Annotated in this window: 21 protein-coding genes; 5 read left to right on the forward strand and 16 right to left on the reverse strand. The window is 36.8% G+C overall.

Annotated features, from left to right (window positions below):
• Window positions 1–6 precede the first annotated feature (6 nt).
• The 8 genes from hemH to BM107_RS19840 form a co-directional block, all read right to left on the reverse strand.
• Window positions 7–1,017, reverse strand: a complete 1,011-nt coding sequence (gene hemH / locus BM107_RS19805; RefSeq protein ID WP_090986564.1) for a ferrochelatase — start codon at window positions 1,015–1,017, stop codon at window positions 7–9.
• A 457-nt stretch (window positions 1,018–1,474) separates the two neighbouring features.
• A complete protein-coding gene (locus tag BM107_RS19810; RefSeq protein ID WP_090986566.1) occupies window positions 1,475–2,149 on the reverse strand; it encodes a fatty acid desaturase in 675 nt (224 codons plus the stop codon).
• Between the two features lie 144 nt (window positions 2,150–2,293).
• Window positions 2,294–3,145, reverse strand: coding sequence for a 4-hydroxy-3-methylbut-2-enyl diphosphate reductase (locus BM107_RS19815; protein ID WP_090986568.1), 852 nt, complete (start codon window positions 3,143–3,145; stop codon window positions 2,294–2,296).
• 88 nt (window positions 3,146–3,233) lie between these two features.
• Entirely contained in the window at window positions 3,234–3,443 is a 210-nt protein-coding gene (locus tag BM107_RS19820) for a type II toxin-antitoxin system YoeB family toxin (protein WP_244278867.1), read from the reverse strand.
• Window positions 3,425–3,634, reverse strand: coding sequence for a DUF2683 family protein (locus BM107_RS19825; RefSeq protein WP_090986570.1), 210 nt, complete (start codon window positions 3,632–3,634; stop codon window positions 3,425–3,427). Before BM107_RS19825 ends, BM107_RS19820 begins: the two co-directional genes overlap by 19 nt.
• A 28-nt stretch (window positions 3,635–3,662) precedes the next feature.
• Complete coding sequence (locus tag BM107_RS19830) at window positions 3,663–4,337, reverse strand: carotenoid biosynthesis protein (RefSeq protein ID WP_090986572.1); 675 nt, start codon at window positions 4,335–4,337, stop codon at window positions 3,663–3,665.
• Complete coding sequence (locus tag BM107_RS19835) at window positions 4,307–5,404, reverse strand: glycosyltransferase family 2 protein (RefSeq protein WP_090986574.1); 1,098 nt, start codon at window positions 5,402–5,404, stop codon at window positions 4,307–4,309. The genes BM107_RS19830 and BM107_RS19835 overlap by 31 nt, the downstream gene beginning before the upstream one ends.
• The gene (locus tag BM107_RS19840; protein WP_244278868.1) at window positions 5,401–6,039 is read right to left on the reverse strand and encodes a 1-acyl-sn-glycerol-3-phosphate acyltransferase; all 639 of its coding nucleotides are present in this window, start codon (window positions 6,037–6,039) and stop codon (window positions 5,401–5,403) included. The genes BM107_RS19835 and BM107_RS19840 overlap by 4 nt, the downstream gene beginning before the upstream one ends.
• 296 nt (window positions 6,040–6,335) lie before the next feature.
• Between BM107_RS19840 and BM107_RS19845 the strand changes: the two genes are divergently transcribed.
• The gene (locus BM107_RS19845) at window positions 6,336–6,881 is read left to right on the forward strand and encodes an REP-associated tyrosine transposase (RefSeq protein WP_090986578.1); all 546 of its coding nucleotides are present in this window, start codon (window positions 6,336–6,338) and stop codon (window positions 6,879–6,881) included.
• 311 nt (window positions 6,882–7,192) lie between these two features.
• Here the strand turns inward: BM107_RS19845 and BM107_RS19850 are convergent, their stop codons facing one another.
• Window positions 7,193–7,699, reverse strand: a complete 507-nt coding sequence (locus BM107_RS19850; protein WP_090986580.1) for a phosphoribosyltransferase family protein — start codon at window positions 7,697–7,699, stop codon at window positions 7,193–7,195.
• 189 nt (window positions 7,700–7,888) lie between these two features.
• Between BM107_RS19850 and BM107_RS19855 the strand changes: the two genes are divergently transcribed.
• On the forward strand, window positions 7,889–8,593 hold the full coding sequence (locus BM107_RS19855; RefSeq protein ID WP_090986582.1) for a head GIN domain-containing protein: 705 nt from the start codon (window positions 7,889–7,891) through the stop codon (window positions 8,591–8,593).
• 142 nt (window positions 8,594–8,735) lie between these two features.
• Here BM107_RS19855 and BM107_RS19860 read toward each other — a convergent pair whose 3' ends face one another.
• Window positions 8,736–9,149, reverse strand: a complete 414-nt coding sequence (locus BM107_RS19860; RefSeq protein ID WP_090986585.1) for a hypothetical protein — start codon at window positions 9,147–9,149, stop codon at window positions 8,736–8,738.
• Window positions 9,150–9,217: 68 nt separating this feature from the next.
• Window positions 9,218–10,630 (reverse strand): 23S rRNA (uracil(1939)-C(5))-methyltransferase RlmD, encoded by a 1,413-nt coding sequence (gene rlmD, locus BM107_RS19865; protein ID WP_090986587.1) that lies wholly within the window; start codon window positions 10,628–10,630, stop codon window positions 9,218–9,220.
• A 509-nt stretch (window positions 10,631–11,139) separates the two neighbouring features.
• Here rlmD and BM107_RS19875 point away from each other — a divergent pair.
• Together BM107_RS19875 and BM107_RS19880 are read left to right on the forward strand one after the other, a co-directional pair.
• A complete protein-coding gene (locus BM107_RS19875) occupies window positions 11,140–11,598 on the forward strand; it encodes a DoxX family protein (protein WP_090986591.1) in 459 nt (152 codons plus the stop codon).
• A 42-nt stretch (window positions 11,599–11,640) separates the two neighbouring features.
• A complete protein-coding gene (locus tag BM107_RS19880; protein WP_090986781.1) occupies window positions 11,641–13,347 on the forward strand; it encodes a M28 family peptidase in 1,707 nt (568 codons plus the stop codon).
• A gap of 1 nt (window position 13,348) precedes the next feature.
• On the opposite strand, the gene rhuM is transcribed toward BM107_RS19880, so the two are convergent.
• Window positions 13,349–14,341 carry a virulence RhuM family protein/type II toxin-antitoxin system death-on-curing family toxin gene (rhuM, locus tag BM107_RS19885; RefSeq protein WP_090986593.1) on the reverse strand — a complete coding sequence of 331 codons (993 nt, stop codon included), beginning with the start codon at window positions 14,339–14,341 and terminating at the stop codon, window positions 13,349–13,351.
• 39 nt (window positions 14,342–14,380) lie between these two features.
• On the opposite strand from rhuM, the gene crtD reads away from it, so the two are divergent.
• Window positions 14,381–15,865 carry a 1-hydroxycarotenoid 3,4-desaturase CrtD gene (crtD, locus tag BM107_RS19890; RefSeq protein WP_090986595.1) on the forward strand — a complete coding sequence of 495 codons (1,485 nt, stop codon included), beginning with the start codon at window positions 14,381–14,383 and terminating at the stop codon, window positions 15,863–15,865.
• Window positions 15,866–15,980: 115 nt separating this feature from the next.
• On the opposite strand, the gene BM107_RS19895 is transcribed toward crtD, so the two are convergent.
• From BM107_RS19895 to BM107_RS19910, 4 genes are read right to left on the reverse strand one after another with little or no spacing between them, the layout of a single operon-like run.
• A complete protein-coding gene (locus BM107_RS19895; protein WP_090986597.1) occupies window positions 15,981–16,484 on the reverse strand; it encodes a shikimate kinase in 504 nt (167 codons plus the stop codon).
• 19 nt (window positions 16,485–16,503) lie between these two features.
• Window positions 16,504–16,950 (reverse strand): DinB family protein, encoded by a 447-nt coding sequence (locus tag BM107_RS19900; RefSeq protein WP_090986599.1) that lies wholly within the window; start codon window positions 16,948–16,950, stop codon window positions 16,504–16,506.
• A 5-nt stretch (window positions 16,951–16,955) separates the two neighbouring features.
• Window positions 16,956–18,011: an ABC transporter permease gene (locus BM107_RS19905; RefSeq protein WP_090986601.1), complete on the reverse strand. Its 1,056-nt coding sequence runs from the start codon at window positions 18,009–18,011 to the stop codon at window positions 16,956–16,958.
• A 2-nt stretch (window positions 18,012–18,013) separates the two neighbouring features.
• Window positions 18,014–19,165: a BT_3928 family protein gene (locus BM107_RS19910; protein ID WP_090986604.1), complete on the reverse strand. Its 1,152-nt coding sequence runs from the start codon at window positions 19,163–19,165 to the stop codon at window positions 18,014–18,016.
• Window positions 19,166–19,184 lie beyond the last annotated feature (19 nt).

The following is a 19,184-nucleotide window of genomic DNA, read 5'->3' on the forward strand; positions in this document are numbered from 1 at the left end:
GTTGATCTATTTTACCATTCCGGCCAAAGCCTCAATAAATACAGGACTATCGTTTAAACTTTCCACCAACTGAACATGTTCGCCACCCAACGCTTTAAATTCTTCGTGGTATTCTACCGTGATTTCGTAAAGCGTTTCCAAACAATCAGCCACAAAAGCCGGGCTAAAAACTAAAAGGCGTTTTTTGCCTTCGGCAGCCAATTTCTTTAACACATCGGTAGTGTAAGGCTGTACCCATGGTTCCTTACCTAAACGGGACTGAAAACAAACAGTATATTGATCTTTTGACAGGTTTAATTCCTGAGCGATTAACCTGGCGGTATCATGTCCCTGGGCAGAATAGCAGAATTTATTAGTATCATTTAATGTTTGGCAGCAATCGGCATTTTTTAAACAATAACTCCCGGTATGATCGCATTTTAAAAGCTGACGTTCTGGTAAGCCGTGGAAACTAAACAATACGTGGTCATAACTTTCTACGTGATGTTTTCTTGCATTTTCGGCAAAAACTTTTATCATTAATTCGTTATCGTGGAATGAATTAATGAAAGAGATGGGGGGAACTGTTGGCCATTTACTCACCAATTCCATTACCAGCTGCATTACCGAACCGGTACTGGCAGAAGCATATTGTGGAAACATGGGGATTACCTGTATACTTTCTACCAAACCTGCTTTTAAATTGGCCAGAGCAGAGGCAATAGATGGATTTTGGTAACGCATAGCCAGTTCTACATGGTATTCATCACCTAATCTTTCCTGAAGCATTTTAGCCTGTACCCTGCTGTAAAACAGCAACGGTGAGCCATCTTCATTCCAGATTTCTTTATATAATTTTGCAGTTTTAGGACTACGGAAGGGAACAATAATACCTTTAACCAATAATGTCCTGTTCAGTTTGGGAATATCGATTACCCTTTCATCCATTAAAAATTGGTCTAAGTATCTTCTAACATCAGCTGTTGCCGGACTATCAGGTGTTCCTAAATTTACCAGTAAAATTCCCTTTTTGCTCATTTATACCAAGAATATGTTTTGTGGCGCAAATATCGCCTTTTTATTGCTTTTTCCCTATGTAAAAATTTAATGGCCGCCATTTTTTGGTCAAAAAACTTGTATTGGCTACCTATTTATTAGAAAAGCGAAGATAGCAAGTACATTTAAGTATGGTCCTGCCTTCCCTACAATCTTTTTGTGGCAGGTAATGCTATTTAAACGTTCATACCTCAAAAAGGATTTTCGTCCAGTCAGGTTTATGTACGCAGTTTTGTGCAAGTTTTTAACGTTTTTAGACCTTATTAACTCTTATTTGTAGCGGCTACTATCGCTGTGCAGCCGGATTTTACTATCTGACAGTTGGAGAAACCAGCAAAAGATTCTTTAGGAAATTAGAGGTTGTTTATTTAGTGTAAGGTAAAAACATCTTACGCTATGATCAGATGTTGCTAACCCGGCCTCACTACTGATGATACTGTTATCCCTTCGTTTTATAAAGCTGCCACCAGGGCATACCTGGCTTTTGATGGTGCTCAAAGTGATAACCAAAAAAGTAACAGGTTATAAAAGCTACAAAATGGTTTTTCTGTAACGTATTCGAATGGTATTCATTATCATGCTCTCCTCTATGAGGCAAATATGTTCCAAAATAAAAGAGTTGAAAAGTGCTTAACAAAGATGGCAGTACCCAAAATAGTAAGAGATTTTTTTCATCAATCCAGATTTTTAAAACATTAAAAGCTATGGCCATAATAACCAATTGAATAATGGTAACATAATTTAACATAAAACGGAAATACCATTTCCAAAAGCCATGTGGCGCAAAATCCGGATCCTTTTCAGTATGTACATGACGGTGATGTTGGTGATGTTTCGCATACAAACGGTTATAAAAAAAACCAGCGTAGAGAAAAACAGATAGATAACCAATAAAATTATTCGCCTTTGTGTTCGGCGCTATTGTTCCATGCATGGCATCGTGGGCGGTTATAAACAAGCCGGTGTACAAGTGCATCTGAACAAAAACCATGAGATAAACCAAAGGATTGCTCCATTTAAAATCCCATATCAGCAAAAAATAAAGAGAAATAAACCAACAGGTAATTACGGTTAACGCAACCAGAATTCCGGCATATGGATTTATCTTTTTCAATTTTTTATATCAAAATATGTGATCGTCATCTCGAGCGAAGTGCAACGAAGTCGAGAGATCTATCAAAGCAGATCTCTCCATTCCACTGCGTTACAGTCGAGATGACGATTCTACTATAGAATACTTATCAGATCTTCTTATAATCTAATACTGCTCCAAAGCGGCTTTAACATTTTCCATCAGCCACATTGGGGTAGAGGTAGCTCCGCAGATACCTACCCTATCGTTTTCAGCAAACCAGCCTTGCTCCAACTCTTCTACATTCGAAATGAAGTAAGAATTAGCATTATATTTCTTACAAACATCATAAAGCACTTTTCCGTTTGAAGATTTCTTTCCCGAAACAAAAACGATCTTATCATAATGACTCACAAAATCTTCCAGTTCTTCATATCGGTTAGATACTTGTCTGCAAATGGTATCGTTGGCCTTAACTTCGTAACCACGACTCAATAATTCATCTTTAATGTGATAGAATTTATCGGTGCTTTTAGTAGTTTGGCTGTATAAGGTAAATTTAGCCGGAAGCTCAACCTGATCTAATTCGGCCAAATCCTGAAAAACAATGGCTTTACCAGCTGTTTGGCCTTGTAATCCGATCACTTCAGCATGGCCATGCTTACCAAAAATAAGAACCTGCTCATTATCATCATGCGAATTTTTAATCCTGTTCTGTAATTTAAGCACAACCGGGCATGAAGCATCTATTAATGTAAGGTTATTTTCTAAAGCCAGTTGATAGGTTGAAGGTGCCTCACCGTGTGCCCTGATCAAAACTTTTTCGTTCTTTAAGTTTTTTAGGAACTCATGATCGATAATTTTTAATCCGCGATTGGTTAAACGCGCTACTTCTTCATCATTATGCACAATATCGCCAAGGCAATATAAATAACCTTCGTTATCCAGAATGTCTTCTGCCATTTCTATAGCATATACTACGCCAAAGCAAAAGCCTGATGATTTATCGATATTAACCTGTAAGTTTAGATTGCTCATTTTTTTCTTAGGATTAGTTATTTATCATGGTAGTGTCCCTTTGCAGAAATTACAAATACAGCAATAATCTCTTCATCAATTCTATAAACTAATCTATCTTTTTATTTACTTGCCTTGACCAATAACCGGAAAATTCAAATTTTAACTGTTCAGGTTTACCTACACCTGATTTTGGATGAATACTTAATTCTATAAAAATTTGCTGAAGTTTTTTAATGGAAGCTTTGTCTCCTGATTTAAAAATCTCAGCTAATTGCTTTTTAGCTTGATCTGTAATGTCTACAAAATACTTTCCCATATATTTTGAACATCCTTAACCCTTGTTAAACGTCCATTTTTTATATCTTCTTCTCCTTTGGCTATGTCATTTATGAATTCACGACTATAGCTCTTCTCTTTTTTAAAAGTTACATTTAATGCTTGTAAAACGGCCTCAACCGCCAAAAGCTGTTTTTTATTTTTAGGCTGTACGATTAGCGTTTCCATCATGCAAATTAATTAGAATTAACATACAAAATTAAGCAAAAATATTTGTTCCGGTTGTCATGTATAAGACAACAAAAAAGATTAGCTGTGAGGCAAACATAGTCACACCAATATATTTCTGCTGTTTTAAGCCTAAAGCATAATAAAACTTCAGCAAAATTACCGAAACAATAAACCAGGCCACATAATTCTGAACCGGAATTTCGTGCCAGTCCCAATGCCAGTAATCGAACTTCATAGCCACCGGTTCTAAAAAGAAATCAAGCCCCACAAGTGCAAAGGCCCCTATAACCGATGCCAAAATACTATGTCTGATTTTTATACTTTTCATCATTTGTCCAATACTGAATATCAGGATCACCCAGTTCACACCCATTAGCAATGGAACTGCAGCAACTTTGTAACCCAGTGTATCACCATAGTAGTAGCTGCCAAATATCTTTCCCGTATGTACGCCCAATACTTCGACTAAAAAGCCACAGAGAAATACTCCTGAAACGAACAATAATAATCTTTTTACATCGCCATTGTATGAAAAAACAATTATGGCAAACATCAGCAATAAATGAAAAGGGACTAATTTTACAAAATAAGGCTGTGCAGCGGGGATTATGAAGCCAAACAAGCCAACTACATGAAAAACGACAATTATTGCAACTGCAATTCTTTTAACCTTTAAATCGTTTTGATCGTTCTGCCCTTCCATGTGCTCGTTTTAAAAATGTGTTTTTTTATAGAAATGAGTGAAATGATTAAGAAGAACAACATCTGTAAAGGATGTAGAATCAGATTTATCAAAACACGCTGTCCGGATAAATAGGAAATCATCATTCTGCTTAATACTATTAAAGTTAATGGTAATACAAGTAAAGTAACATTAAAGTTTAAGATCAAAACCAATGGTCCTACCGTTACCAAAAGCTGGTAAAGTAATAATATTATGATGTTATTACCAAAACCTGCAAGTAAATTTTTACTAAAGCCATTTATGCTTTCGCTCAAATTCTTATACATTCTGCAATAAATCAATCCGTTGCCCAGAAGTGCTTCTGCATTAAATTTTTCCTGTTTTACCAGTTTCATAATTTCCACATCTTCCACAACATGATGTTTAACCCGCTCATGCCAACGGTTTTCTTTATAATTATGGGCATTAAAAAACATACATTGCCCACTGGCTGCTGCAAAAGCCGGATTTTTAGAAAGCTTCACCAATCGCAAAGGCAATAAATTCAACAGGATAAAATGCATCAAAGGCACAGTTAACCATTCACCTATCGATTTCATTGTTTGATTGGTAAAAACGCTGAGTAACGTAAGGCTTGCAATTTCCATCCTGCTGATGAGGCTGTTGATCAATCCTCTTTTAATGGTTTCATCAGCATCAATGAATAATAAGTATTTACCGGTGGCCAATTCGCTAAGCTGGTGACAGGCATAGTTTTTACCCAACCAGTCTGGAGGTAACGCTTTACCACTTACCACCTTGAATTTCGGATTATCAAGGCAAAATTTTTCGACTACCCCGAAAGTATTATCATTGCTGTTATCATCCAAAACAAAAACCTCATAATTGGTATAATCCTGATTTTTTATCGAAATAAGCAATTCTAAAATATTCTCCGCCTCATTTCTTGCAGGAATGAGAATCGAAACCAGGTCATGATGATGTTTAACTACCCTTGGCAACTTTGGGTTAGAAAGGAAATTGAAAACCGTAACCGAAACGCGGATGACCAGAAAAATTAAAACGGCGTAAATAAAAACTGTCATTCAATTAGTTGATTTTGTTTAACAACCGATTGATCGTAATGTTTATTATAGGCACTTTTTAGCAATTGCAAACTCACATACTCTTCAGTTTCCCAACGCTGTAAATAATTATAAACTGTAGGCTTTCTCTTGGCAAAATAATCGATAAAAGTAGCAGCAAAAATGATATTGATTTTTTTCTGGCTGGCATTAATGATCTGCATGACCCCTTTTTCAAAATTAATACCGTTTAAATGGTTAGAATACAATTTGCCTTGTGGAAATACCAGCACCAGGTTTGCAGGATTATCTAACAATTCGCCTGCATAGTTGAGCGTCTCCAGCACATCTTTACCTTTATTTTCGGCAGCAAAAGCACCTAAATACTTCAAAAAACCTATTTTAGTGTAGTTCTCGGCATTCACCAAAACATGAAACTGTTTTTTTAACACTTTTTTGTTGATGTAAAACAGAAAAAAACCATCCCACCAGCTGAAATGATTGGCCAGGATCAAAATAGAAGAATCCGATTTTATTTCTACTGCATTATAATTGAATGCAGCAAAATCTTTTTTGATAATAAACTGAATATACCATGAGAAAAATTTGAAAATCAGATTATTTTTTCTGGGCTGATACATTTCGGAAAATTGCAAAAAATTGAGGTTAATTGCAAATGTGTACTATATATAGATGATTAAAAAGATTGTTTTGATGAATTGATGTTCATCGTTTTTAACTAGGATCAGCGAGATTCACATTTCTGATGTGATGAAAACTGTATAATAATTTCGCAATAAGCAATTCACCACTTTTTTCATACATCCAAGTTCCAAACGATGACTATAATCTTATTATAACAAACGAATATTTATTTATATTTACTGTAAATCTCCCAAATATTGCATTACCGATGGCATAATTTTATTGAAAGATTTAAATATCTGTTATTATGGGAGGAAGCAGATACATCATTACGGGTCAGCATCAAACTTATTTCATAACCTGCACAATAGTCGGTTGGATCGATTTATTTACGCGACCGGAATATAAAAACATAATTGTTGATTCGTTAAAGCACTGTATTGAGTGTAAAGGATTAATACTGAATGCTTGGGTTCTGATGACGAATCACATTCATTTTATTGGAAGATGTGAAGAGCCAAATAAAATGTCTGATTTTCTGAGAGATTTTAAAAAATTTACATCTAAAAAACTTGCAACAGCAATTAAGGAAATACCTGAAAGCAGAAAAGATTGGCTTTTAGATAAGTTTAATTTTGAAGCTAGAAAAACCAATAGGGCCGAAAATTATAAAATCTGGCAAGATGACAATCATCCTATCGATTTGCAAGAAATAGATGCATATCAAAAACTACATTATATCCATGAGAACCCAGTTAAAGCTGGTATAGTTGAATCTCCTAAACAATATATTTACAGTAGCGCCAGGGATTATGCAGGAATTGAGGGTTTAATAAAAATTGAATTGATTTAAAGAGAGCGATAAAATCGCTCTTTTCATGCATCCTCGTTACAAACGAGGACGATATCGCAATATAAAAAAACGCCAAAATTAAGCTAAATCCAAGATAAAATTATGGTCCTCGTTTGAAACGAGGATCAGAGAGATCCACATTTGTAATGTGGCGCAAATATCTAAAATATAAATAATTAAATAAGCGATAAATCGCGTTTTTCATACATCCTCGTTACAAACGAGGACGATATTGAGTAGTTGTAGTACGCGCAACAATATCAGTTATACTATCCCATCGCCCATACCACCTCTTCCATCTTACATCAATCCTAGCTCAAATAAACCCGGTCTTCCTCACCCTCCACATCCATCACTACATCAACATGCTCTTTTAAAACCGTGGCAAGTTCAAGTCCAACAAAATCAGTGGCAATGGGAAAGATTTTATGACTGCGGTCAACCAAAACCACCGTGCGGATTTTTTTATGTGGCGTGTTTAAGAAAACACCTAAACCATAAGCAAGGGTTTTACCACTATTCAATACATCATCAACAATAATAATCACTTTGTTTTTCCAATGGCTTTCATCCAAATCTGTTGAAGCTACCAGTTTGCTGCTTTCCTTCTGCAGATCGATACGCAACAGCGTAAGTTTAAAGCCTGAAATCTTTTTAAGCACTTTCTCTAATCTTTGCGCTAATTTATAACCGCGGTCCCAAATACCGGCAAGTACCACTTCTTTCTCGTTCAGGTTATCTTCCAAAATCTGATAAGCGATACGATCTATTTTTTGCTGAATTTGTTTTTTGTTAAGAATAAGTAATTGCGATGCCATTGTATAATCGGATTGAATACAAAAAGAACGATTTTAAGGATGAAATTCAAACTATTTAAAAAATAATTTCGATCGTTTGCAACGTTTTCGCCAGAGATGCGTCTAATCTGTAACCAAAACGAGAACCGAAGCCTTGAGATGCAAATATTGAATTTCAACAGCTTCATAATCATTTAACGAAAAACAAATATGAAAATCTTTATCAAATCATCCGCCATCTTATTTATAGTGGCAGCTAGCTACATAGCTAAAGCACAGGAAACCAAAAGTTTCACAGTTAAAAACTTCAGCAGCATTGGGGTAAGTAGCGGAATTGATTTGTACTTAACCCAGGGTGGAAGCGAAAGTGTAAATGTAAAAGCTGATTCGGAAATATTAAAAGATATTGTTGTGGAGCAAAGTGGCAGCAATGTTACCATCAAATTTAAAGATGGCATCAACTGGGGAAGTATGTTTAAAAACCGTACCATTAAAGCTTACGTCAGTTTTAAAAGCTTAAATGCAATAGCAGCTTCGGGAGGTTCAGATGTTTTTACACAAAATCAGATCAAGACAGATAAACTTGCCATCCGGTCATCCGGTGGATCGGATCTGAAACTTAGTGTAGTTTGTAAAGATCTATCTATCCAATCAAGCGGAGGCAGCGACATTGATTTAAAAGGAAAAGCAGAAAATATGACCATTCAATCCAGTGGCGGTAGCGATATCGATGCTTATGAATTAATTGCAGATTATGCAAAGGTCCAGGCTTCTGGTGGTTCTGATGTAAATCTTTACGTAAACAAAGGCTTGGAAGCAAGTGCAAGTGGCGGTGGCGATGTAAGTTATAAGGGGAACGCGTCACTTAAAAAAACATCAAGCTCAAAAAGTGGGGATGTGCACCACGTAAATTAAAAGTTTAGTTTAGTTAATGATAGGCGCTGCTCTGTGGATGCAAGCAGCGTCTTCTTTATAAAAAAATTCCCAGATACTCGAAGATTATACAGATTCTGGCTATTATTGGCATTGGCACATAAATCTTTACCCCTCCATCGTTCTACCCTCTAACTCTTTTATACGGATAATAAATAAAGTTAGCACCTTCAGGAACGATCACGAATACACACATAAAGTCTTCCGGTTTCTTATAAACTTTTAAGAATGGTTCTTTTTTCTCCTTGCTTATAATTCCTTTTTCTACAAATTCTTCTAATGTAGAGGCTTGTATGGTCCAATTGGTATTGAGCTCTTCTTTATTTAAAATCACTTCACCAATATTTACCTCGTGCTGATGAGCAATGAAAATCGGATTCGCAGAAATCCCTTCAACCATAATCTCAATGGCCACTTCTTTGATCGCATCAGCATAAAACTCCAGGTCTTTTTCTAAGCTTATCAGTGGACTTTCCTGTTTACGTTGTGGCGCCCCACTATCTTCTGGTGTTGCACTTAATAATTCTTCTCTATCCATTTCTTTGTTGTTGGAGGGTTTAAATGTTAGACCGTTTAAAGCCCATCAAACCTCTTCCATTTTACATTTTACGCCTTTAATCTCAAAAGTACCACATTCTCTACATGCTGCGTATGCGGAAACATATCTACCGGCTTAATGCGGGCTACATCATATTTTTCCTTTAACAGTTCGAGGTCTCTGGCCTGTGTTGCGGCATTACAGCTAACATAAACTATTTTTTCAGCTTCCATTTCCAATAATCTCTGCACCACATCTGCATGCATTCCCGCACGTGGCGGATCGGTGATTACTACATCAGGCTTACCATGGGCCGATATAAATTCGGAAGTAAGAATGTCTTTCATGTCACCGGCATAAAAGATCGTATTATCAATTCCGTTGAGTTCAGAATTGAACTTAGCATCTTCAATCGCGGTAGGTACATATTCTACGCCTACCACCTGTTTTACATTTCGGGCCACAAAGTTGGCAATTGTTCCTGCCCCGGTGTACAAATCATAAACCAGTTCGTCACCTTTAAATCCGGCAAATTCCCTGGTAATTTTATAGAGTTCGAAGGCTTGTTCAGAATTGGTCTGGTAAAAAGATTTTACCCCGATTTTAAAGCGGATGCCATCCATTTCTTCGAAAATATGATCGCGACCAGAGAAAACTACGACATCCTGATCAAAAATAGTATCGTTTTTCTTTTGGTTAATAATATAAAGTAAAGAGGTAATTTGCGGGAATCCATTTTTTAGAAACCCCATTAAACCATCAACCTGTGTTTGTTCAGGATAAGCAAATACCACCGCCACCATTACTTCTCCTGTACTGGAAGTACGGATAATCAGGTTACGCAAAACGCCCTCATGGTTACGCAGATCGTAAAAAGACAACTCATTTTCCAAAGCATATTTACGGACAGCGTTTCTGATGGAGTTGGAGGGTTCATCCTGTAAATAACAATGTTCGATATCTAAAATTTTATCGAAACGTAAGGGTACGTGAAAACCCAATGCGTTCATATCAAAATCTTCATCGCGTTCTACATCAGTTTTCTCCAACCAACGTTTGTTCGAGAAAGTAAATTCTAATTTATTGCGGTAATATCTGTTTTTTGCAGAACCCAGAATCGGTTCTGAGCCAGAGGTATCTATTTTGCCTAAGCGCTGTAAAGCTGCCTCAACATTTTTCTGCTTAAACTTTAATTGAGCATCGTAACCCATGTGCTGCCATTTACAACCACCACAGGTTCCGAAATGAGGACAAAAAGGATCAGTACGCAATGCTGATTTTTCATGCAACTGATCAATGATTGCTTCTGCAAAATTCTTTTTCTTTTTGGTCAACCGCACATCTACTACATCACCAGGAACAGCTTTATCCACAAAGATGACCAATTCATCAGCCTTGCCAACACCTTTTCCTTCTTCAGCAATATCAATTATTTGTACGTTTGGAACAATAGTTACCGTACCAGGTTTTCTTCTACTCATTATTTTGCAAAGATAGGAAAAAGAGGTTGAAGGTGTAGGACAGAAAGACAGAAGGCTTAAAAACTGTCGGTCAAAAAGATTGAAACCAGCAATAAAGAGCGCGATAGACTGAAGAACCAGAAAAATCAAGCCATAACTTTCCACCCGGAAGCTGATGCTTCTTCAATAATTATGGCTTTAAAAAATTATTTTCCAAAAAATCTAAATGCTGCGTCCCAAAAGCCGCCCAACCAGTTAAATTTTAGGTCGAATTTTTCATCCACTTGTACAGAAAACTCTAGTATCTCCTTGCTCATGATAAAAAACGAATCTATTTAAGCAATAATACAAAATTCAGACCAAAAACCAAAACGGTATAGGTTAATTTTCTGTTAATCTTTTATCAGAAAGATAAAGATTTTGCTTTCTTTCTTTTAATTTAAATATCCCACTGATTTCTAAATACTTATTTGATAACTAAATATAAATCCGTAACTTAATATATCATTTACATAAAAATGGAGGTTCGTATGAACGTTATCCGTAAAATTGAACATTGGGGAGATGTTCATCACGCAAAATGGCTGGATTATCTTCGGATTGTACTTGGCCTGATCATTTTTGGAAAAGGTGTTTCTTTTGTCAGCGACACCTCTGTTCTTCAGAACATGATTACACAAAACAACGTATTTGGTTTTTCAGGCATGTTGATCAGTGTTGCCATTCATGTTGTCGCATTTGCACATTTAGTCGGTGGTATTTTGATCACTTTAGGTTTAGTTACCCGCTTTGCAGTCGTTATTCAGCTTCCAATTTTATTGTTTGCCGTATTTTTCGTTAACCTTACTATAGGATTCTCACCCCTGAATTCAGAACTCTGGTTCTCCGTGTTAATTTTATTTCTTCTTATCATTTTTTGGGTAGTTGGCTCTGGACCACTATCGGTTGATGAAGGATTAAAACGTAAAATGGGAAAGCGTTACGACTAAACAACATTAAATTCTTAGTATCTTTCGTTTTTACTAATGATCATGAAAACGAAGATACTTTTTCTACTGCTTTTAGCGGGCGTTACCTGTTATGCGCAAAACACGACAGATGGATTTTTCAAAATGACAAGAGCAGGGTTTCAGGAAAAAAATGCCTACGAAACAACGGCCTTTGTAGAAAAATACTTTCGTGTACCTGGCAATACTGGCTTTAACGCCAGTATTCATTACGTTGAAAACATCCTTAAAAAGGCTGGTTTTGTAGAACAGAAAAAAAATGAGTTTGAAGCGCCCTTAACTTATCGGATTGAAAAAAGAGCGATGAAAAATAACACCTGGGAGCCTATTGATGCCAATATCAATATTATAGGTGAGACACAACCGCTTATTTCTTATAAAACCAACCGTAACATGATTCCCATTAATTGTGGCTCAACTGCTGCTGCTGCTGGTGTAACGGCTAACGTGGTTTACATCGAAAAAATAGTTGCAGCAGAAATAGAAAAGATGGATTTGAAAGGAAAAATCCTGTTTTCTGAAAATAATCCATCGCGTTTACTACAAATCGCAACTAAAGCAGGGGCCATTGGGGTTTTAGGCTATTCAATGCCAAAATACACCCAACCGGAAATTCATCAAACTTCTATTCAGTTTGGCAGCATGAAAGCCAATAGCGAAGTGTGGACATTGCTCCTTTCCTATGCAGCAAAAGAAAAGTTAAAAGCCGCTTGCCTAAAAGGTGATACTAAATTAAAAGTCAATATTCAGACTAAAATATATCCTTCCGAAGAATTAACCATTGTGGCAAATGTTAAAGGCAGTACAAATCCTGATGAACGTTTTGTTTTCAGTGCACATGTTCAGGAGCCTGGTGCAAACGATAATGCCAGTGGTGTTGGCACATTAGCAGAAATGGCAAGATTAACTGCAGAACTGTATCAGGCAAAAAAGATAAAACCTGAACGCAGCTTGACCTTTTTATGGGGCGATGAAATCGTATCAACTAGAAGATATATTACCGAGGATACCACGAGAGCCAAAGGCATTATGTGGGGAATGAGTCTAGATATGGTTGGCGAAGACACCAAAAAAACCGGTGGCTCTTTCTTAATCGAAAAAATGCCCGATCCATCAGCAATTTGGACAAGAGGTATGGATAAACATACTGAATGGGGCGCTGGTGATGTGAGTGAGAAAGATCTTTTCCCGCATTATTTCAACGATTTTATTTTCGATATCTGTAAAGCACAGGGTAAATTTGCCAATTGGACGGTTAACTATAATCCTTTTGAGGGCGGCAGCGACCACACTCCGTTTTTACAAAATAAAATACCAGGTTTGCTGATGTGGCACTTTACCGATGTATTTTATCATACCGATAATGATAGAATCGATAAAGTTTCGGCAACAGAGATGAAAAACGTCGGCATCAGTAGTTTAACTGCGGCCTATACCTTAATTTCTGCAGACGAAAATACGGCTATTGCTACTGTTTATCAAGTTAAAGAAGATGCGCTGATCCGCTTAAAAACAGAATTTGAGCTCAGCAAAAAAGCAATTGCGAATGGAAAATCGGCAGATGATGAGAAACATATTATTGAGGTTTGGGGCAAATGGTACGTTGATGCATTGGCAACCATCAATAAAATGCCCGTTAAAACAGAAACTACGAGAGTAGGTTCGTCCATTAAATTTGCCACTAATGAGATCGAAAAACAGACAAAAGCGTATCTGGAGGAATTGAGATAGGTTAATTTTTATAGTTGATCAAATTAATAATTACTTTAACCATCATTTCCTTTTCTTTAGGATCACTTTCTGCTATGAGTAAGGTGAGTGCAACCAACGCGTTATCGGCAATTCTTTTTGTGCCATCTTCTCGATAGAGCATTTTATTTTTATCTAGAAACCAAACAAATAAAAAGGCAGCGATCCGTTTATTGCCATCAGAAAATGAATGGTTTTTTACTACAAAATATAATAGATTTGCCGCCTTTTCTTCCATACTCGGATAAAGTTCTTCCCCATCAAATGTTTGATAAATGGTGTACAATGAACTTTTAAATGACTGATCTTTTTCATTTCCAAAAAGTTTGCTTCCACCAAATTTCACTCTCAAATCTTCTATTGCTTCAAGTGCAGAATTGTAATCTATTCTAAAATCACCCTTATGGCCAGAAACTTCATTTTCTAACTGTTGATGGTCGTAACGGTCAAGAACATCTAAAGCATAAACATAATCTGTAAGAATTTTAAAAGTATCTTTTAATTCTTCATTATTAAGCATGTGGCTATTTTGAACAGCATTAACCAACTTAATGGCTTGCTTTAATTCAATGAGTTGCTGGCTTTGTTCTTGTAATCTTTTGTAATTTAAGGCATATCCATTTAGTAGATAATCTTTTAAAATCTGGTTAGCCCATATACGAAATTTTGTTCCCTCAACCGATTTTACCCGATAGCCAACTGATATAACCACATCTAAAGAATAAAATTCGATTTCTCTGCTAACTGACCTATTACCTTCTTTTTGAACTGTCAAGGATTTCTTGACAGTTGAACTTTTATCCAGTTCATTTTCAGTAAATATATTCTTAATGTGGAGACTAATATTTTGTTTAGTTTTGTTAAAAAGCAGTTGCATCTGCTGTTGAGTAAGCCAAACAGTATCATTACCGAAAACCACTTCTATTGCTGGCAGTCCTGCTTCATTTTTATAAATAATAATTTCATCCTTAGTCATTGCGTCAAGTTAGTAAAATATTTATGCTATTTTCGTATTATGCCTAAACCAAAAGCCATAATTATCGGAGCCGGAATCGCGGGAATTGCTTCTGCCATTCGCCTCGCTATTAAAGGTTATCAAGTTGATGTTTTTGAAGCCAACTCAAAAGCCGGAGGTAAACTAGGGGAAATAAAAACGAATGGTTTCAGGTTTGATGCAGGTCCAAGTCTTTTTACCATGCCACAATATGTAGATGAACTCTTTAAACTGGCCGGGAAAGATCCTGAAGATTATTTTAAATACATTAAATTAAAAGAAATCTGCCGTTACTTTTATGAAGATGGTTTAAGGCTAAATGCCACCGCTGATCTTGACAAATTTGCCCGGGATATTGAAGAAAAAACCCATTCAACCGCAGCTGAAGTACAGCGTTATTTAAAAAAAAGCGAGACAATCTATGACGTTACACATCGCGTTTTTTTAGAAAGGAGTTTACATAAACTTAAAAGTTACCTGCATTGGGATACTTTAAAATCGATATTCCGTTTTGGTCAGATTGATGCTTTCAGAACACAGGCTATGGCAAACCAGGCATTTTTTAAAGACGGGCGCATTACCCAGCTTTTTAACCGGTACGCTACATATAATGGTTCAGACCCCTATCAGGCACCAGCTACACTAAATGTAATTCCGCATTTTGAATATCATTTTGGTGCTTTTATCCCAAAAGATGGAATGTATGGTATTGTAAGCGCTTTAGTAAAATTGGCTGAAGAACTGGCCATTAGGTTTCATTACAGCCAGAAAGTTGAAGAAATTCTATACACCGATGCAGGCAAACCTAAAACAAAGGGTGTTAAAGTTAACGATAAAATCTACAAAGCAGACATCGTAATCTCTAACCTCGATATCTGGTTTACTTATAAAAATTTATTGAAAGGCATAGCAGAGCCGAAAAAACTATTAACGCAGGAACGAAGTAGTTCGGCCTTAATTTTCTACTGGGGCATGGACAGCAATTATAGTGAGCTAGGCCTGCACAACATTTTCTTTACCGAAGATTATCAAAAGGAATTTAATGCCATCTGGAAAGATAAAACCGTGAGCAGCGACCCTACCGTTTACATTAACATCAGTTCTAAACACATCAGAACGGATGCACCAGCCCATGCTGAGAATTGGTTTGTGATGATTAATGTACCTGCCAATACCGGACAAAACTGGGATCAGTTGATCAAGGAAGCGAAGGTAAATATCATCAAAAAAATCAGCCGGATTTTAAACCGGAACATTGAAAAAGATATCATTTGCGAACAAATCCTTGATCCAAGAACTATTGAAAGCAAAACAGGATCATATCAGGGCGCTTTATATGGCAATAGCTCCAACAATCAGTTTTCAGCATTTTTAAGGCACTCCAACTTCAGTTCTAAAGTGAAGAATCTTTACTTCTGCGGTGGTAGCGTACATCCAGGTGGCGGAATCCCATTGGCTTTATTATCTGCTAAGATTATTGATGATGATATTCGTTTAGTGGTTTAATAGTTCATAGCCATTGGGTCAATGGTTTGATGGTCTATAGTTGATCGCTTACGACCTATCGCAATATTGCTAAAAGCGATTAATCAACTGAAAACTAAAGACTATGGACTGCAGACTAACAACCTCTCTTAACGGCTTCCTCCAACTGCTCTCCATCAAGATCAAACGCATCTACAATTATTTTCGCCCGGGTATAAAAAGGCTCACGTTCATGGAGTTTTTCTTTTATAAAGACCAGGAGTTGCTCATCATCCAAATCTTTAATCAACGGACGCTTTTGGCGGTTATGTAAGCGTGAAACCAAAGCAGCAGGTTCCATTTGCAGATAAACCGTAGTGCCATGTGCATTCATCCATTCCATATTATCGAAGAAACAAGGTAATCCACCTCCGGTAGCCACCACACAGCTTTCCGGATAGTTAAAGGTTTTAAGCATTTCACTTTCATAATCCCTGAAACCACTTTCTCCAAATTCTGCAAAATATTCTGCAATGCTTTTACCTGTTTTCGTAACGATTTCGGCATCCAGATCAATCACCGGACATGCTAAACGGTGTGCCAGTTGTTTTGCTTTGGTACTTTTGCCGCAGCCCATATAGCCGATAAGGAAAATTTTCATGTGATTTCTGATTGCCGACCTAAAATAAATGGTCGCGTTTTAACATAATATAGTCGGTTACAGGTGGCGTAAACCCAGCCTTCTTTAATAAGGTTACCACCTGTCCGCGATGATAAGTAGTATGATTAAACAAATGAAATAAAATTTCATCTACACGGTTTTCATATTGATCCCCTCTGGAGTTCGAATATAAAATCCTTTGATCTAAAGTGTAATTATTCAATGCCTCTTTAATCAGTCTGAAATTTTCTAAAGAGATACTTTCAAAATTTTCTCTGGGGTGAATATCCCAAACACCGTAAACCGGTTTTTTGCCAAAAATACGTTGCGCCCAAATATGCTGTGCATTAAGCACATGGCTGAACAAACGTTCTGCATCAGGCAGTTCAATAGTTGCCTGCTTAAATATTTCGATAATCCGTCTATCGGCAAGTTCAGTATACTTAATGATTTCCTCTTCACTCATCGTACTTAACTTAATTTAACCCTCGGATCAACATAGGCATATAAAATGTCGACTAGAATATTAATGACTACAAAAACAAAGGCAATAAAAAGAATTGATCCCATGACTACCGGAAAATCAGACATTTCTAAGGCGGTTACTGTTGTCCTCCCTAAACCGTTATAGCCGAAAATGTATTCGACAAAGAAAGAGCCTGCCAATAAAGATGCAAACCATCCGGAAATAGCTGTAATAACAGGATTCATGGCATTTCTTAAGGCATGCCTATATATAATCGCATTTTTGCTTAAACCTTTCGCCTTTGCAGTTCTAATGTAGTCCTGCGCCAAAACATCCAGCATGGCGCTACGGGTTAACTGAACAATAATGGCCAATGGCCTTAACCCCAGTGTAATCATTGGTAACCACAAGTTCCTTAACGTTAACACCTCTCCATTAAATGGATCGTAGGAATAAAGACTCCCATTCATTTTTAAGCCTGTAAAATCGCTCAGCACAAAGCCAAATAGCCAGGCAATAATAATTCCCGCGAAAAATGAAGGGGCGGATATTCCTAAAATAGCAAATGCATTAGCTGTTTTATCAATCCACGAATCTCTATATACTGCAGACAGCACTCCCAGCAACACGCCTATTATGGTAGCAAAAATCATTGCTGTTAATGCAAGGATAAAAGTATTAGGCACCGTTTCGGAAAGAATCGCAGTAACATCTCGCTTAGTTTGGTAAGAACTACGCAGATAGGGCCATTTTAATGCCAACACTTTTTGATCAAAAGTTATGAGTTTGGCGTAATGGTATTTCTGTTGACTGGCACTGTTATTATCCAAAATACTGACAGGCGATAAGTCGTTCAGATATAAAATAAACTGAACCGGCTTCGATCGATCTAAACCAAATTCTTTACGAACAGCCTCAAGTGACTGTACATCGGTCCGCTGCCCCATTGTCATCCTTGCAGGGTCGCCGGGTAAAATGTTGAACAGCACAAAAACAACCAATATTACACCGCCCATCACCAGCAGTCCATACATGAGTTTTTTTAGTGCATATCCGATCATGTTTATTTATCGAAATATTTCCGGCTGAGTTGGTCGAAAGTGGGTACATTATGGTAATGCCACTTATTGATCACCACTCCGTTTTTCATCAATAAAACACCAGGATTTGCCCTTACCATACTTTTTAGCGGAACGGCATCTGTAAAAAATACTTCTGAGAACAGGTTATTTTTTTTAATAAATGCTTGTGCATCCTGTGCCGAATTAGAAGTAAGCAATACTGTACGGATATTAAACTGTTGGGTGGCATTTAAGGCCAGTGCGTTTAATTTACCAATAGCAGCTTCATTGGTTGCGTACAGATCGTAAGCCACAAAAATTAAATTATAGTATGGGTTTTCGATCAGTTCCTTTGTATAATCAGTTCCGGAAGCATCCGTAATGTTCAAATCTTTGATTTTAGGCTCAAATCCTTTTTTAACCAGCCTTTTTGCCGGTTCGCCGATAATTTCCCAATTGTTATCTTTCCAGATCTCCGTTTTAAGATAGGCTTTATCGCTCATGTCTTTTTCCTCTTTGGTTTTCTTATTTTTGAGATGATACATGATCTCAAATTCGTCAGGCTTTTCTCCTGGAGGAATGACCATTAACGACGGAATATGTGCGCCGACTTTATAGGGCAAAAAATCAATAATGGGTAAAACATTGTAAGTATATAATCCAAAACCTAAAGATACAACCGTTACTAAAAGGGCAATATTTCTTTGTGTTGCTTCTTTTTTAAATAATGGATGGATGAGATTTTTATTAAGGAAAATAACAATAATCATTGCCAAAAGAATCAGATCCTTGGTAAACGACTGCCACGGTGTAAGCGGAATGGCATCGCCGAAACATCCACAACTGGTTACTACTTTAAATGCTGCGGATATAAAGGTAAGCAGGGTAAAAAAGATAATGAGCAGCAACAGGCCCCAGGCTACTTTTTTGCTCCAGAAACCTAATAACAATAAGGCACCGAGCACAATTTCTAAGGTACAAAGTAAAATGGCAATACCAGTAGCCATTCCACTCAGGAAATTCATATGAAAAACTTCAAAATATTCTTGTAGTTTATAGCCAAAGCCAAGCGGATCATTCGCTTTGATTAATCCTGAAAATATGAATAAAGCACCGACAAAAATCCTGGAGAATCTTAAAACTATATTTCGCATCTATGTATCTATTTTAAAG

The sequence above is a fragment of the Pedobacter suwonensis genome (assembly GCF_900111825.1).
GTDB classification, from domain to species: Bacteria; Bacteroidota; Bacteroidia; order Sphingobacteriales; family Sphingobacteriaceae; genus Pedobacter; species Pedobacter suwonensis.